Source organism: Streptomyces sp. GD-15H (assembly GCF_045291515.1).
In the GTDB taxonomy this organism is placed as follows: domain Bacteria; phylum Actinomycetota; class Actinomycetes; order Streptomycetales; family Streptomycetaceae; genus Streptomyces.
The window spans coordinates 3,779,349-3,793,524 of the sequence record NZ_CP149447.1; the positions used below are offsets into that span (position 1 = coordinate 3,779,349).

The 14,176-nt window shown below is 71.2% G+C and carries 15 protein-coding genes and 2 pseudogenes; 4 read left to right on the forward strand and 13 right to left on the reverse strand.

From position 1 onward, the window contains the following. Nucleotides 1–136: 136 nt before the first annotated feature. Both WJ438_RS17605 and WJ438_RS17610 read right to left on the reverse strand, forming a co-directional pair. A complete protein-coding gene (locus WJ438_RS17605; RefSeq protein ID WP_406726101.1) occupies nt 137–937 on the reverse strand; it encodes a prepilin peptidase in 801 nt (266 codons plus the stop codon). A gap of 509 nt (nt 938–1,446) precedes the next feature. Beyond that, complete coding sequence (locus WJ438_RS17610; protein ID WP_406726102.1) at nt 1,447–1,767, reverse strand: hypothetical protein; 321 nt, start codon at nt 1,765–1,767, stop codon at nt 1,447–1,449. A gap of 457 nt (nt 1,768–2,224) precedes the next feature. Between WJ438_RS17610 and WJ438_RS17615 the strand changes: the two are divergent. Further along, nucleotides 2,225–2,499: pseudogene (locus WJ438_RS17615) on the forward strand (hypothetical protein); the annotation flags it as partial. A 91-nt stretch (nt 2,500–2,590) separates the two neighbouring features. Here the strand turns inward: WJ438_RS17615 and WJ438_RS17620 are convergent. From WJ438_RS17620 to WJ438_RS17640, 5 genes and pseudogenes are all read right to left on the reverse strand, one after another. Then, complete coding sequence (locus WJ438_RS17620) at nt 2,591–2,803, reverse strand: hypothetical protein (RefSeq protein ID WP_406726103.1); 213 nt, start codon at nt 2,801–2,803, stop codon at nt 2,591–2,593. 205 nt (nt 2,804–3,008) lie between these two features. Further along, nucleotides 3,009–3,236: a hypothetical protein gene (locus tag WJ438_RS17625; RefSeq protein ID WP_406726104.1), complete on the reverse strand. Its 228-nt coding sequence runs from the start codon at nt 3,234–3,236 to the stop codon at nt 3,009–3,011. Between the two features lie 219 nt (nt 3,237–3,455). Continuing rightward, nucleotides 3,456–3,719, reverse strand: a complete 264-nt coding sequence (locus WJ438_RS17630) for a hypothetical protein (RefSeq protein WP_406726105.1) — start codon at nt 3,717–3,719, stop codon at nt 3,456–3,458. 50 nt (nt 3,720–3,769) lie between these two features. Further along, a pseudogene (locus WJ438_RS17635) lies at nt 3,770–5,535 on the reverse strand (serine/threonine-protein kinase). A gap of 81 nt (nt 5,536–5,616) precedes the next feature. Continuing rightward, nucleotides 5,617–6,465 carry a menaquinone biosynthetic enzyme MqnA/MqnD family protein gene (locus WJ438_RS17640; RefSeq protein ID WP_406726106.1) on the reverse strand — a complete coding sequence of 283 codons (849 nt, stop codon included), beginning with the start codon at nt 6,463–6,465 and terminating at the stop codon, nt 5,617–5,619. 345 nt (nt 6,466–6,810) lie between these two features. Between WJ438_RS17640 and WJ438_RS17645 the strand changes: the two genes are divergently transcribed. Next, a complete protein-coding gene (locus WJ438_RS17645; RefSeq protein WP_003992177.1) occupies nt 6,811–7,014 on the forward strand; it encodes a cold-shock protein in 204 nt (67 codons plus the stop codon). Between the two features lie 133 nt (nt 7,015–7,147). After that, nucleotides 7,148–7,795 (forward strand): class I SAM-dependent DNA methyltransferase, encoded by a 648-nt coding sequence (locus WJ438_RS17650; RefSeq protein ID WP_406726107.1) that lies wholly within the window; start codon nt 7,148–7,150, stop codon nt 7,793–7,795. Nucleotides 7,796–7,818: 23 nt separating this feature from the next. On the opposite strand, the gene WJ438_RS17655 is transcribed toward WJ438_RS17650, so the two are convergent. Beyond that, a complete protein-coding gene (locus tag WJ438_RS17655) occupies nt 7,819–9,798 on the reverse strand; it encodes an AMP-dependent synthetase/ligase (RefSeq protein ID WP_406729720.1) in 1,980 nt (659 codons plus the stop codon). A 402-nt stretch (nt 9,799–10,200) separates the two neighbouring features. On the opposite strand from WJ438_RS17655, the gene WJ438_RS17660 reads away from it, so the two are divergent. After that, complete coding sequence (locus WJ438_RS17660; RefSeq protein WP_406726108.1) at nt 10,201–10,437, forward strand: hypothetical protein; 237 nt, start codon at nt 10,201–10,203, stop codon at nt 10,435–10,437. On the opposite strand, the gene WJ438_RS17665 is transcribed toward WJ438_RS17660, so the two are convergent. The 5 genes from WJ438_RS17665 to mqnE all read right to left on the reverse strand — a co-directional run bounded on the left by WJ438_RS17665 (nt 10,407) and on the right by mqnE (nt 14,138). Further along, complete coding sequence (locus tag WJ438_RS17665) at nt 10,407–11,192, reverse strand: TetR/AcrR family transcriptional regulator (RefSeq protein ID WP_406726109.1); 786 nt, start codon at nt 11,190–11,192, stop codon at nt 10,407–10,409. The genes WJ438_RS17660 and WJ438_RS17665 overlap by 31 nt on opposite strands. A gap of 90 nt (nt 11,193–11,282) precedes the next feature. Next, complete coding sequence (locus WJ438_RS17670) at nt 11,283–11,609, reverse strand: DUF4229 domain-containing protein (RefSeq protein WP_406726110.1); 327 nt, start codon at nt 11,607–11,609, stop codon at nt 11,283–11,285. Nucleotides 11,610–11,722: 113 nt separating this feature from the next. Continuing rightward, nucleotides 11,723–12,247: an N-acetyltransferase family protein gene (locus WJ438_RS17675; RefSeq protein ID WP_406726111.1), complete on the reverse strand. Its 525-nt coding sequence runs from the start codon at nt 12,245–12,247 to the stop codon at nt 11,723–11,725. Between the two features lie 16 nt (nt 12,248–12,263). Next, nucleotides 12,264–12,914, reverse strand: a complete 651-nt coding sequence (locus tag WJ438_RS17680; protein WP_406726112.1) for a UdgX family uracil-DNA binding protein — start codon at nt 12,912–12,914, stop codon at nt 12,264–12,266. 60 nt (nt 12,915–12,974) lie between these two features. Next, nucleotides 12,975–14,138 carry an aminofutalosine synthase MqnE gene (gene mqnE / locus WJ438_RS17685; RefSeq protein WP_406726113.1) on the reverse strand — a complete coding sequence of 388 codons (1,164 nt, stop codon included), beginning with the start codon at nt 14,136–14,138 and terminating at the stop codon, nt 12,975–12,977. Nucleotides 14,139–14,176 lie beyond the last annotated feature (38 nt).

Genomic DNA, 14,176 nt, shown 5'->3' on the forward strand with positions numbered 1-14,176 from the left:
GGGCGTCCCTTTCGTAAGGTTCGTAAGGGTTGTGGACGGGCTGAATCAGCCTACGCCAGCGGTCCACGGCATCCGACGTCAGGCCGTACCCGCACCGGCCCGCGGCGTACCCGCACCCGGTGCACATACCCCGGCGTCAGGCCGTGTACGCGCCGATCAGCAGCCCGGCGAACGCGCCGGCGATCAGGAACGGCCCGAACGGGATGGCCGTCCTGCGCCCCGCCCGCCGCGCGACGACGAGGGCACCGCCGTACAGCGCCCCGAACAGGAACCCGGCGAAGGTGCCGAGCATCACGGTGGGCCAGCCGTACCAGCCGAGGACGGCCCCCGCGCCGAGGGCGAGCTTCACGTCTCCGAAGCCCATGCCGCCCGGGTTGATGAGGAACAGGACGAAGTAGCCGGCGCCGAGCGCGAGGGCGCCCAGCAGGGCGGTCGTCCACTCGCCCGCGTGCTCGGGGACGAGGGTGACCAGGCCGAGCAGGGCGAGGGCGGCCGCGGCGAACGGAAGGGTGAGCGGGTCGGGCAGCCGCTGGACCCGGAAGTCGACGACGGCCAGCAGGACTCCGACGGGCACGAGCAGCAGCCAGACGCCCGCCTCGGGCCGCGTGCCGGTGGCGGCGGCGAGGGCGGCGCACACGAGCGCGGTGACGGCTGCGGGGACGGCGGGCCCGGCGCCGTACGCCCTCCCGGCAGTCCCCTTCCCACCTCCGCGCGGGGCACCCTCTGCGCGCGGGGCGCACGGTGCGCACCGTGCCGGTCCGAGCCACCCTCGCAGCGGATGTCCCTCGGGGCACCGCGCGCGCCACTCCTCCCCCGTCGGGACGGCGAACCGGTACACCGCGCGGGGCAGCAACGCACCCGTCACCGCACCCCACAGCGCGGCGACCAGGACGACGACCGCGACCGGCGGCACCGGAAGGTCCATAAGCTCGCTCATCCCGCGGCCGCGAGGGCGTCGCGCCAGGTCGGCAACAGTTCGTCGAGCGGCGCCTCGGTGCGCGGCGGCAGCCCGCGGGCGACGCTGCGGTCTCCCGTCACGCTGGACGAGCTTGAACTACGGCGTCGTGGCATGGCGGGTGTCCCGGGTCGTGGGGTGTGGGGTATGGGAGGAGTCACGGTGACGGCGTGGAGTGAGACGGGATCAGGTGATGAAGGGTGCACTGAGCCTACAAAGATCCTATTGACTCGCACCGGCCCCGTCGAAGGGCAGCTTCACCCTGCCCACGCCACACTTCCCGCACACCCCTCCGGCTCCTCTCGAGTCCCCTCGTCCTGCCCCCGCCGACTTCGTTCCCGTTACGCACAGCCGATATCAGGGGGAACATCCGTGGCCCGCCGCACACTGCGGCATCGGCTGCCTCCGCACCACAAACGGCGACCCGTACCGGCTGACGGCCGGCATCACCTGACAAATCTCCTGGGAGGGCACGGGCGGAGCAAACGGCATCAGCCCTCGGCACAGAACAACGCTTCCGGGCCCCGTACCTCGTAGGCCGGCGAACGCCGGCGTTCCTGCTCGTCCGGATCCCTGCTGGCCCGCACCTTCCGCCGCACCGATTCCGGTGCGTCGATCCCACGCCGGTAGAACAGCCGCAGGACGATGCTCTGCGCGAGCCTCTCCCGGCGGCCCTGCTCGAAACCTTCCGTGAAGCACCGCTCCGCTGCCTCCAGCCGCGAACGGCGCGCGTTCTCGTGCCAGATGTACGGCGAGCTTCCACGAGGTCCGCTCCTCCTCCACCCCGCGCTCTCCGCGTCAGGTCCCGTCAACGAACAGGTCCTCTGCCCTGCTCGCGTGCACCGCCCGTTGCGCCCAGGCCTCGAGCCGGTCCAGGTCGGAGCAGGCCGGCCCCGCTCCCCAACCCCCTCAGGCACCGGGATCCCCGTCACTCCAGGATCCGAAGGGTCGTTTCGGCGCTCTTCTCGACACGCCCCTCCTCTCGCCGGCCCTGCTCGGTACGGACTCGGCACAGATCAGTCAGACCGAGGCCGGCATGACGGAGGACGGGTGCGGCAACTCGCCTGGTCGGACCACGTGCACGGCCGTCGCGTGACCCCGCCAAGGGAGTTCGTCGAGCATGTGGCCGCTGGACCACGCGGTCTCGCCACTCTCCGTCGAGCGGCGCATGGAGACACTCGAGGCCGAGGGCATTTCCACGACCTCTACGGCGCCGTGAGCAGTACCTTCCGCTTCGTCTGATCCGATCCGAAGAGAGGGCTCCGGGCCATGGGCAAGAGCGACCTCGCGCTCCCGCTGAGTGAGGTGGAGGACTACGGGCGTCGGCTGCGGTCGCTCAAGACGCGGCTGAATCACACCAAGAAGCTCTTCGATTCCCACAAGGACGACATCGGCGACGGCAGCGTCAATGACGCCCTCGCCGATTCGAGGCGAACTGGGAGGACGGCCGCGAGGACATCACCCAGCAACTCGGCGACGAACTCGCCGAGCAGGTCAAGGACAAGGTGAAGATCAAGGATGAACGGGGCGGCAAGAGCGATCGAATAGCGTCCCCCGTGCCTGTGCACATCGCGCCGCAGACGCGCCGTGGGCCCCGGTTCCAGGCTGGAACCGGGGCCCACGGCGCGTGTTCTGTCAGTACTGGGCGACGGCGAGGCCGCCGACCGCCGAGAGGCCCTCGGGGGAGACGGAGGCGCCCAGGCCCGCGGTGACCCCGATGTCGCCGGCCTCGGCGTGGACACCGAGACCGGGGTTCGCGGCGGCGCCGACGCCCGCCTGGCCACCGGAGATGGAGTCCAGATCGGCGTCGGAGATTTCGGCGGTCGCGACCTGGGGGACGAGGTTCATGGCGGGCGTTTCCCTTCGTATCAACAATGAGCGGTGGCGGATTTCGCCGGATTCCCGAACTCGGGATTACCTACCGGCGAACCGCACGACCTGATCAAAGCACGCGGGGAATGAAGTGACCAGCGGCGTACGAACCGTATTCCCCTGCCGATCGTCGCAGAATTCACGAGTGTGGCGAAGCAGTCGGCCGAACCCCTCACTTCCTTCACTCGTACTCGCCCGTAAGTGGCTCGTCCGCGGACCCCGGAGGGAATGCGAGGCGGCTCACCCGGCACTCGTGCCCGTCGTACGAATCCACGGTGAACGGTGTGCAGATCCTCGGGATGTTCCAGAACTGGGCCGCCTCGGAACACGCGTCAGAGCACAGCGCCCGCGCGATGCCGTCCACGACGGCCTCCGGGGATTCGTCGAGGACCGGCTCCGTCCAGGACACCAGGAGGGTGACGGCCGCCTCCGCCAGCCCTCCTCGCCGCTCTTCACGTCAAGGGGCGACGAGTACGCCGTCGTAGTGCCGTCGACCGACCGCTCGGGTTGTGCCGAAGTCGATGACGCGGGGACCGCCGGCGGCCGGCAGGACATTGGAGGGCTTGAGGTCGCGAGGGATCAGGCCCGCCGCATGGACCTCTTGACAGTGCCGCGGCGAGGCCGGCGGTCAGGGCACGGACGTGCGCTCCGGCAGCGCGCCGAGCGCGGCCACCACGTCCGTGAGATCGGGACCGAGCACGTACGACGTCGCCGGCCACGGCAGCGACGCCACCGGGTCGGCGTCCACGACCGGCGCGGTGAAGCAGCCGGACACCGCCTCGGCGACTTCCGCCTCGTGCCGGAAGCGGTTCCGGAAGCCCGCGGTGGCCTTCCCCGTCGTGATGCCCTCGAGGCATGTGCTGCGCCCGATGTTGTTCGCCCACGCAGACACATTGGTGGGTACCGGGAGACGGACGGCGACCGGGAGGAGCGGGGAAGCATCTACTCGATCTTCGACAGCCGGGCCTTCGGGCTGCCCGAGTCCTTGCTGTCCGACTCGTAGACGAGGTCGTCACCGGTCGGGGTGAGGTGGACGGTGTGGCGGGCCTGGTTGCAGACGTCGCGGTTGGACTTGGCGCCGACGGAGGTCGCGACGAGCCGCTTCTTCGTGACCTGCTTCAGGGTGAGTACGTCGTCGCAGATGCCGCCGAAGATGTCGGTGTGCCGGAGTGTGGCCACCTGCTCGCCGGCCTCCGCCTGATTGACCGTCACCCGGAATGTGCCCAGGGGAATGGCGATGCCCTCCCGCGAGTCGGCCTGGCCCTCCCAGGTGCCCAGGTAGGCGGTGGGGACGGCGGGGGGCGGCGCCTCGGACTGGGCGCCGCCGTCGGAGCCGGAGGTGCTGCCCCCGGGGCCGCCCGGCAGCAGGTCGAGCACGAACACCGATCCGACGGTCACCGCGGCCAGCGCCCCCGCCACGGCCAGGGCCACCGTGCAGCTCATCCGGCGCCCCCGGCCGCCCTGCCCCGTGCCGGACGTGGCGGCGACGGAGACCGAGAGCCTGCCGGGGCGGTGTCCGCCGGCGGGCTGGGTCGGCGGATGCGGGTCCCGGGGGCCGGGGACGGCATCAAAGGAGGGGGCGGGGGCGGCCGAGGTGTCCGACACCTCCGCGAGTACCGGCCGCACCGGCATCACCGGCGGCGGCCCGAACATCCCGGCACCGGACGCACCGGACGCACCGGAGGCACCGGGCGCCCAGGCATCCGCCGGTCCGGTGCCGCCCACCGACGGGCTGCTGAAGTCCACGGGGCCGGACTCAGGGCCGGTCGTCGTGTCGTTCTGTCCCGCCTCCAGGTTCAGCAACCGCACCGCCGACCGGCTCACCTGCTCGACCAGTTCCCCCGGCAGCCACCCGCCCGCCACCAGCCGGGCCGCGCCGCCCTCGGGGGCCAGTCGCCGGGCCACCTCGGCCGGGGTCGGACGGGCGCCGGGGTCCTTGTCCAGGCAGGCCGCCACCAGCTCCCGCACCTGGTCGCCCGAGCCGCCATCGCCGCCCCGTCCACCCAAGTCGCCCAGTTCCGGGGGCTCGTGGACGACCTTGTAGAGCAGCGCCGCCGAGGAGTCACCGCGGAACGGCGGCTCGCCCGTCGCCGCGTATGCCAGCACGGCGCCCAGCGAGAAGACGTCCGCCGCGCCCGTGACGCCCTTGCCCAGGATCTGCTCGGGCGACATGTAGCCGGGCGAGCCGATGGACACGCCGGTCGAGGTGAGGGAGGCCGTGCCGTCCATCGCCCGGGTGATGCCGAAGTCGATCAGCAGCGGGCCGTCCAGGGTGAGGAGGACGTTCGACGGCTTCACGTCCCTGTGCACCAGGCCCAGTTCGTGCACCGCCGCCAGCGCCTCGCCCAGGCCCGCGCCCAACGCCCGTACGGTGCGGGCGGGCAGGGGGCCGCCGTGCGTGACCGCCGCCGTGAGGGACGGACCCGCCACGTAGGCGGTGGCGACCACGGCACCCGGGCGTCGGGGTCGGCGTCCAGGACGGGGGCCGTCCAGGCGCCGCCCACCCGGCGCGCGGCCTGCACCTCGCGCCGGAACCTGGCGCGGAACTCCTCGTCCAGCGCGAAGTGCGGGTGCACGATCTTGACCGCGACCGTGCGTCCGCCGGCGCTGCGGCCCAGGTAGACCCGGCCCATGCCACCCGCACCGAGCCTGCCGAGCAGCCGGTACGGCCCCACGGCCGTGGGCTCGTCGGCATCGAGCGGCCGTATGGAGTCCACCCCGTCCACCCCTCCCCCGTCCCACCCGTACGCAGGAACCTGTCAGCAGGGTAGTGGGCTGTCGCCGCGTCCTCACGGCTGCAGCAGGTCGACCTTCACGTCCGCCGCGAAGCCCGTCGTCGGCCCCACCCGGCGGGCGAACTCCGTGACCGCCGCCAGCTGCGGGGAACCGAAGCTGAAGTCGAGGGTGGTGAAGTACTGGGCCAGGGTCTTCTCGTCGAAGGCCTCCCAGCGGGCCGCCTGCTCGGCGACCTTGCCGACCTCCTCCAGGGAGAGGTTGCGCGAGGCGAGGAAGGCCTCGTGCACCTGGCGGGTGATGACCGGCTCGCGCTCCAGGTAGTCGCGGCGTGCCGCCCAGACGGCGAACACGAACGGCAGCCCCGTCCACTCCTTCCACAGCGCGCCCAGGTCGTACACGTCGAGCCCGTAGCGGGGCCCGTCGACCATGTTCGCGCGCAGTGCCGCGTCGCCGATCAGGACGGCCGCGTCGGCCTCCTGCATCATCAGACTGAGGTCGGGCGGGCACGTGTAGTAGTCGGGCTGTACGCCGTACCGCTCGGCGAGCAGGAGCTGGGCGAGGCGTACGGAGGTGCGCGAGGTCGAGCCGAGGGCGACCCGGGCGCCGTCCAGCCGCTCCAGCGGGACCTGCGAGACGATCACGCACGACATCACCGGGCCGTCGCAGCCGACGGCGATGTCGGGGAAGGCGACCAGTTGGTCGGCGTGCTTGAGGAACTCGACCAGGGTGATCGGCCCGATGTCGAGATCTCCCTGTACGAGCTTCTCGCTGAGCTTCTCGGGGGTGTCCTTCGACAGCTCGAAGTCGAGGAGAGTGCCCGTTCTCGCGAGCCCCCAGTAGAGGGGCATGCAGTTCAGGAACTGAATGTGTCCGACGCGCGGCCGGGTGCGAGGATTGTCCACATCGCGAGGCTAGCCCTCATGACATGGAGTGGGCTCTCCGGGCCCCCGGCATTGACTCGACACCCGTCGGACATCGGCCCGCCACCGGTCCGGCATCGGCCCCACGCCCGGGAGGGCGGTGACGTTAAAACATTCGGGTGACGTGATCTTGACCTCTATTGCGCGCGGGCGGTCGCGTGCTAGGCTCGTCCGCAAGTTGCAGTTTGGTTTCCCTTGCAGTACAGAGCCTGCGGAGCATGTGACCGCGGGCTCTCGTCGTTCTCAGACGGATGCGATTGTGCAGAATTGGTCTTCACACTTGCTGGGTTCTGGAGCAGGGCAACCCTTTGGGCCCAAGGAGGGCTTATGGCTACCGGAACCGTGAAGTGGTTCAACGCCGAAAAGGGCTTTGGTTTCATCGCCCAGGAAGGCGGCGGCCCCGACGTCTTCGTCCACTACTCCGCGATCAACGCGAGCGGTTTCCGCTCCCTTGAGGAGAACCAGCAGGTGTCCTTCGACGTCACGCAGGGTCCCAAGGGCCCGCAGGCGGAGAATGTCACCCCGGTCTGATCCTCCCCGATCCGGGAACGACTAGCAGTACCCAAGGAGCCCCGCGCCGTCAGGCGAAAGGGGCTCCTGCCTTTCCCCGGCTCCCCGCATCAGAGCCACGCACATCCCTGTCACGGCACTAGGCTCCCCGTCCATGACCGACACCGTTCGTGCCTTCTACGACGCCATCGCCGAGGACTACGCCGACCACTTCCGTGACACTTTCGCCGCCCGGCCGCTGGACCTGGCGCTGCTGGCCGGGTTCGCCGGGCTCGTCGGGGCGGGCGGTGAGGTCGCCGACCTGGGGTGCGGCCCCGGATGGGCGACGGCGCACCTGGCCTCCTGCGGCCTGAACGTCTTCGGCCTCGACCTGTCGGAACAGATGCTCGGGGTCGCCCGCCGCGAGAACCCGGGCCTGCGTTTCGAGCAGGGTTCGATGCGGGAGCCGGGCCTCCCCGACGGCTCCCTGGCCGGCGTCGTCTCCTGGTACTCGAGCGTCCATGCCCCGCAGGACGAGCTGCCGGCCCTGTTCGCCGGATTCCGCCGGATCCTGGCACCCGGGGGGTATCTGCTGCTCGCCTTCCAGGCCGGCGAGGAAGCCCTGCGCGTGGAACGTCCTTTCGGGCACCCGGTCGTCCTGGACTTCCAGCGGCGCCGCCCGGAACAGATGGTGAACGTCCTGGAGGCGGCCGGATTCACCCTCGTCCTGCGTTCCGAGCGCGCAGCGGACGAGGCACAGGGCGAGTCGGCCCCCCAGGCGTTCCTGATCGCCCGCACCCCGCACGCCGACGGCTGCTCGTGAGCCGCCTCCCTCTCCACCCTCCCCTATCCCCTGTACAGCCTCTCCACCTCCTCCGCGAAGTCACGGAGGATCACGTCGCGCCGCAGCTTCATGGACGGGGTCAGGTGGCCCGTGTCCTCCCCGAAGTCGAAGGGGAGGATGGTGAAGCGGCGGATGGACTCGGGGCGGGAGAGCATCTTGTTGGCCTCGTCGATCGCGCGTTGCAGGACCGCGCGCAGTTCCTCGTCGTCCACCAGGAGCTTGGCCGGGACCGGGTGTTTGCCGTTCATCCGGCGCCAGTGGGTGATCCCGTCGGGGTCCAGGGTGATCAACGCGGATACGTAGGGGCGGCCGTCGCCCAGGACCACGCACTGGGAGATCAGGGGGTGTGAGCGGAGCCAGTTCTCCAGCGGGGCCGGGGCGACGCTCTTGCCGCCCGCCGTGATCAGCATTTCCTTCTTGCGGCCGGTGATGATCAGGTAGCCCTCGTCGTCCAGCCGGCCGATGTCGCCCGTCGCGAGCCAGCCGTCGGGGGCCGCGGGGACGACTCCGCCGGCCTGGAGGTCCCAGTAGCCGCGCAGTACGTGCTCGCCCGCGACGAGGATCTCGCCGTCCGCCGCGATACGGACCCTGGTGCCGGGCAGCGGCCAGCCCACCGTGCCGAGGCGGGGCTGGAGCGGGGGCGTGATCGTGGACGCGCCCGTGGTCTCGGTGAGCCCGTAGCCTTCGAAGATCTCGATGCCGGCGCCGGCGTAGAACGCCGCCAGGCGGCGGCCGAGCGGGGAGCCGCCGCAGAGGGCGTAGCGGACCCTGCCGCCCATGGCGTTGCGGATACGGCGGTAGACCAGCGGGTCGTAGAAGGCACGGGCGATCTTCAGGGAGCCGCTCGGACCGTGGCCCGCACCGGTGTGGCGGGCGTCGACCGCCTCTCCGTAGCGGCGTGCCACCGAGGCCGCGCGGTCGAAGGCGGGGGCCCGCCTGCCCGCCTCCGCCTTGGCGCGGGCGGTGTGGAAGATCTTCTCCAGCATGTACGGGATGGCCAGCAGGCAGGTGGGCCGGAAGCTCGCCAGGTCGTCGAGCAGTTCCTCGGCCTTCAGGCTCGGCGCGTGGCCCAGCCGCACCCGGGCCCGGATGCAGGCGACGGCGACCATGCGGCCGAAGACGTGGGACATGGGGAGGAAGAGGAGGACGGAGGCCTCTTCACTGGTCCGGGCCTTGAAGACCGGGTAGAGCAGCTCGATGGCGTTGTCCACCGCGGCGAAGAAGTTGCCGTGGGTGAGGGCGCAGCCCTTGGGGCGGCCGGTGGTGCCGGAGGTGTAGACCAGGGTGGCGAGGCTGTCCGGGCCGAGGACTCCGCGGCGTACCTCCACCTCCTGGTCAGGGAGGTGCGGGCCGGCCTCCGCGAGCCGTTCGACGTGGCCCTTCTCCACGACCCACACATGCCGAAGGTCGGGGAGGTGCTTCAGTTCGGGGCCGAGGGCGGCGGCCTGGGCGGCCGTTTCCGTGATCAGGGCGGCGGCGCCCGAGTCGTACAGGATCCAGCGGGCCTGGAAAGCGGAGGACGTGGGGTAGAGGGGGACGGTGATCAGTCCGGCCGCCCACGCGGCGAAGTCGAGGACCGTCCACTCGTAGAGGGTGCGGGCCATGACGGCGACCCGGTCGCCCGGGGTCAGGCCCTCGGCGATGAGGCCCTTGGCCACCGCCATGACCTGGCCGGCGAACTCGGCGGCCGTCACGTCCGTCCAGCTGCCGTCCCCGGAGCCCCCGGCCCGCCCGGTACGGCGGCTCAGAACCGCCGTGCCCGGGGCCGCTTTCGCGTTGTCGAAGGGCAGGTCGGCGAGCGATCCGTGCCGTACGGGCTTCGCGAACGGCGGTACCGCCGCCTCCCGTACGACCCCGTCCAGCCGCCGCGTCTCCAGCTCGACCAGGACGGGGGCGCCGTATGCGTCACCGGTGGCGGCGGAGAAGGCGAGGGAGGCCGCGGAGAAGGCGGAGGATGCGGAGGCGGAAGGGACAGCGGACACGGGCGACTCCTCGGGCGTGCGGCGGAACTGCTTGCTGCGATACGTACGCGCCTCGCGCGCCGAGGCGCTCACCGGCACTCTCCAGTGCTCATGGCAACTCCAGCGCCTTCGGTTCCTCCGAGGGGCGGGAGTCGCCACCGGTTCGGACTCGGGATCGTACGGCCCGCCTGTGGCGGGTTCGTGCGGGTCCGAGGGCGGGGATGTGCGACGCCGGGGATTACCTGACGGTAATTCACGTTCGTTCCGGCATCACCGTCGGATCCTGTCCGCCCTCAGGGCGCCGCTCTCGGCCCCACTCGGTCCACCCCTCCCCGCAACATGACCTTACCTTCGGTAACCTTACTCTGGAGTAAGCGAAGTGTCCGTAGTGAGTGAGCCCTCACACCCCGCTGGGAGTCGCACATGGCCGACCGCTGCCCGAGCTTCACCGGCACCGCGCCCGGCCGCTTCCGGACGCGCCGTCCGGACCTCGCCGAGGTGCACGCGGCTCCACTCCCGGAGGCGGTGGGGGTGCGCGCCGGATTCAAGGCGCCGGTCCTGCTGCCGGGCGCGGTGACGTACGGGGCTCAGGGCGGGTGCTTCGAGCTACGCGGCCCCGGCGACCGCCTTCACCTGACCGGGGAGGTCCGCCCGGCGTGAGCGACCGGGCCGGCCGGTACATCGACTCCGGCGCCGGCGTCGTCGGGCGGTGACCAGCGGCGGCCCGCCATCAGGTCGCCCAACCCCGCCCAGGAGAAGTTCATCAGGGTGGCCGACGCCTGCCGGGCCGTGACGCCGGGGGTGGCGTTGGCCCAGTCGGCGAGCGCCTCGGCGGCGCCGACCAGGGCCTCCGCGAGCCCGGAGACCTCGCTCTCGGGAAGGTCGGGGTTCGTGGGGGTCCCCCCTGCTCGTGGGGGTGCCCCCGCTCGAGCAGAGCCGGGAGTGGGGGAGCAGCCGAGAGCTCGGGGGACGGCTTCGCGGGCGGCGGTGAGGATCAGCTCGGTCACGAACGCCACGATCTCCGCGCGCATCGCGGCGACCTCGGCGGCGAAGACCTCTCCGTGCGTGCGGGCCTGGAGGTGCAGCACGGTCCAGGCGTCCGGGTGCCGCGCGGTGTGGGTGAAGAACGCCGTCAGGCCCGACCAGAGCTGGCGGTCCGCGGGCAGCTCGGGACTCGCGCCCACGCGCACCGCCTCGACGAGGGCCTTCGCCTCACGGCGGATGCACGCGGTGAACAGGTCTTCCTTAGAGTTCAGATACAGGTAGACCAACGGCTTGGACACGCCCGCCAGTTCGGCGATCTCGTCCATCGACGCGGCCATGTATCCGCGTCGGCCGAAGGTCCGCACGGCGGCGTCCAGCATCTGCTGCTCGCGAACCGCCCGCGGCATCCGCTTGCTCTTCACGGCACCCATACGGATCAGCCTACGGGCCCGTGGCGCCCTCCCGGCCCCACCGGGGACAGGGTCCTTGCCCGCCGGCGACGCGTGAGGGAACTCACCGGCCTACGAGGTCTGCTCCTGCCCCTGCTGGCTCTGGGGCTGCGTCCGGGTGCGGGCGGCGTCGTCGGCCACGTCCTCCTGGTTGCGGTTGGCCTCCAGGTTGGCCTTCGCCCGGTCGACCCGCCGCACGATCCGCTCCGAGGCCCGGTCCCGTTCCTTGCGCAGCACGACGAGGCTGATCGGGGCCGAGATCACCAGGGCGAGCAGGACGATCCACAGACCGTTGGAATCGCCGAGGCCACGCGGGGCGAGGCCGGAGTAGACGAGGCCCCAGACGACCAGGAGACAGCCCACGAAGATCCCGAAGCGCATCAACGTGTAGCGGAGCATCTCATCCACTCTCCCGGACGAACGGTCAGAACGTATCCCAATGGGACATCCTCCAGTGAAGCACGCCCGCCCCCGGAAACCCCCGGCGGGGTGCGCCCAGGATCGGCCGGAGGTCAGGCCAGCGGCAGCAGCATGATCACGTCGTCCCGCTCGTCGCCCGGGGCCACCCGGATCGCGCCGGGGATCCGGCCGACCTCCTTGTAGCCGCAGGAGCCGTAGAAGCGCTCCAGGCCGAGCCCGCCGCGGCAGGTGAGCCGTATCCCCTCGATGCCGGGAAGGGTGCGGGCGGCCCGTTCCGCGGCGGCGAGCAGGTCACGGCCGTACCCCTTGCCCTGGTGACGGGGGTGGACCATCACCGTGTACAGCCAGAGCCAGTGGGTCATCAGGCGGTGGGTGTTGAGGGTGAGGAACGCCGTCGCGGCCACCCGCCCCTCCTCGTCGTACCCGACGAGGAGCCGGGACCGCTCCTCGGCCATCGCCACGAACTGCCGCACCAGCTCCGGGCGGACCTCGTCCCGCGTCACCGGCGGCACGAAGCCGACGGCACCTCCCGCGCCGGTGACGTCGACCCACAGGTCGAGGATTCCGTCGCGGAGGCCAGGGGTCACTGCGGGGTCGAGAGCGAAGGTAAGGGGCATACAGCGATGGTAATCATTACGTGAGTGTTTCCGCCGCCACTTTCAGGTCCGCCACCAGCCCCCGGTACGCCGCCTCCCGGTCGTCCGCCCGCAGCACTGCCGAGGGATGCACGGTGGGGACGAGCCGCTCGGGACGGCCGTGGACCTCCTCCTCCAGCACCGTCCCGCGCACCGGCGTGACCCGGAAGGACGAGCCGAGCAGCGCCTTCCCGGCGGTCGCGCCGAGGAGGACGATCAGCTCCGGCTCGACGACCGCCAGCTCCGCGGCGAGCCACGGCCCGCAGGCGGTCATCTCGCGCGGGGAGGGCGCCTTGTGTATCCGGCGCTTGCGGGGCTCGGACCGCGTGAACTTGAAGTGCTTGACCGCATTGGTGACGTACGCCTCGCCGGGATCGATCCCCGCCTCGGCCAGCGCCCGGTCGAGCAGCTTCCCGGCGGGCCCGACGAACGGCCTGCCCTGCCGGTCCTCCTGGTCCCCGGGTTGCTCACCCACCAGCATCAACCGGGCGTCCGCCGCCCCGGCACCGAAGACCGTCTGTGTGGCGTCCCGGTGCAGCGGGCAGCCCCGGCAGTCGGCGGCGGCCCGGCGCAGCGCGGGCAGACCACCGCGGTCCGGGAGGAAGGGTTGCGCGGTGTAGGCGTCCTCGGGTGCTTTGGCGGCGGCCATGCGGGACGGGTACCCGTCCCGCCGCCGGTGTCACAGCCCGGCCCGCACCGGACCGCACGCTCAGACCCGCATCGGCTGCGGGGACTCGCGGCGGGCGGGGTCGGGGGCGTCGTACTCGCGGATGATCTCGTACCGCGTGTTGCGCTCCACCGGACGGAAGCCGGCGTCACGGATCAGGTCCAGCAGGTCCTCGCGGGTGAGCTTGTCCGGCGTGCCGAAGCCGTCCGCGTCATGGGTGATCTTGTACTCGACGACGGAACCGTCCATGTCGTCCGCGCCGTGCTGGAGGGCGAGCTGGGCGGTGTTGACGCCGTGCATCACCCAGAAGACCTTGACGTGCGGGACGTTGTCGAAGAGGAGACGGGAGACGGCGAACGTCTTCAGCGCCTCGGCGCCGGTCGCCATCTGCGTCCTGGCCTGGAGGCGGTTGCGGATCTTGCCGTCCTTCATGTCCACGAAGTCGTGCTGGTAGCGCAGCGGGATGAAGACCTGGAAACCGCCGGTCTCGTCCTGGAGCTCACGCAGCCGCAGCACGTGGTCGACGCGGTGGCGGGGCTCCTCGATGTGGCCGTAGAGCATGGTGCAGGGCGTCTTCAGCCCCTTCTCGTGCGCCAGCCGGTGGATCCTCGACCAGTCCTCCCAGTGGGTGCGGTGGTCGACGATGTGCTGCCGGACCTCCCAGTCGAAGATCTCCGCGCCGCCGCCGGTGAGGGACTCGAGCCCGGCGTCGATCAGTTCGTCGAGGATCTCGGAGGCGGACATCCCGGAGATGGTCTCGAAGTGGTGGATCTCGGTGGCGGTGAACGCCTTCAGGGACACGTCCGGCAGCGCGGCCTTCAACTCGCGCAGGGAGCGCGGGTAGTAGCGCCACGGCAGGTTCGGGTGGAGCCCGTTGACGATGTGCAGCTCGGTGAGGTTCTCCGCCTCCATCGCCTTCGCGAGCTTCACCGCCTCCTCGATCCGCATCGTGTACGCGTCCTTCTCCCCCGGCTTGCGCTGGAAGGAGCAGTACGCGCAGGAGGCGGTGCACACGTTGGTCATGTTGAGGTGGCGGTTGACGTTGAAGTGGACGACGTCGCCGTTCTTCCGCGTCCGCACCTCGTGCGCCAGCCCGCCCAGCCAGGCCAGGTCGTCCGACTCGTACAGCGCGATGCCGTCCTCGCGGGACAGCCGCTCACCGGAGCGGACCTTCTCCTCCAGCTCGCGCTTGAGCCCGACGTCCATGCCGATACCTCTTTCCTGAGACAGACTCCGCCCACCGT

Excerpts from the sequence above, each read along its gene's own strand:
- WJ438_RS17605 (WP_406726101.1), bottom strand. The coding sequence starts at position 937 with ATGAGCGAGCTTATGGACCTTCCGGTGCCGCCGGTCGCGGTCGTCGTC.
- WJ438_RS17620 (WP_406726103.1), bottom strand. The coding sequence starts at position 2,803 with ATGAACCTCGTCCCCCAGGTCGCGACCGCCGAAATCTCCGACGCCGAT.
- WJ438_RS17645 (WP_003992177.1), top strand. The coding sequence starts at position 6,811 with ATGGCTACCGGAACCGTGAAGTGGTTCAACGCCGAAAAGGGCTTTGGT.
- WJ438_RS17650 (WP_406726107.1), top strand. The coding sequence starts at position 7,148 with ATGACCGACACCGTTCGTGCCTTCTACGACGCCATCGCCGAGGACTAC.
- WJ438_RS17660 (WP_406726108.1), top strand. The coding sequence starts at position 10,201 with ATGGCCGACCGCTGCCCGAGCTTCACCGGCACCGCGCCCGGCCGCTTC.
- WJ438_RS17665 (WP_406726109.1), bottom strand. The coding sequence starts at position 11,192 with ATGGGTGCCGTGAAGAGCAAGCGGATGCCGCGGGCGGTTCGCGAGCAG.
- WJ438_RS17670 (WP_406726110.1), bottom strand. The coding sequence starts at position 11,609 with ATGCTCCGCTACACGTTGATGCGCTTCGGGATCTTCGTGGGCTGTCTC.
- WJ438_RS17675 (WP_406726111.1), bottom strand. The coding sequence starts at position 12,247 with ATGCCCCTTACCTTCGCTCTCGACCCCGCAGTGACCCCTGGCCTCCGC.
- WJ438_RS17680 (WP_406726112.1), bottom strand. The coding sequence starts at position 12,914 with ATGGCCGCCGCCAAAGCACCCGAGGACGCCTACACCGCGCAACCCTTC.
- mqnE (WP_406726113.1), bottom strand. The coding sequence starts at position 14,138 with ATGGACGTCGGGCTCAAGCGCGAGCTGGAGGAGAAGGTCCGCTCCGGT.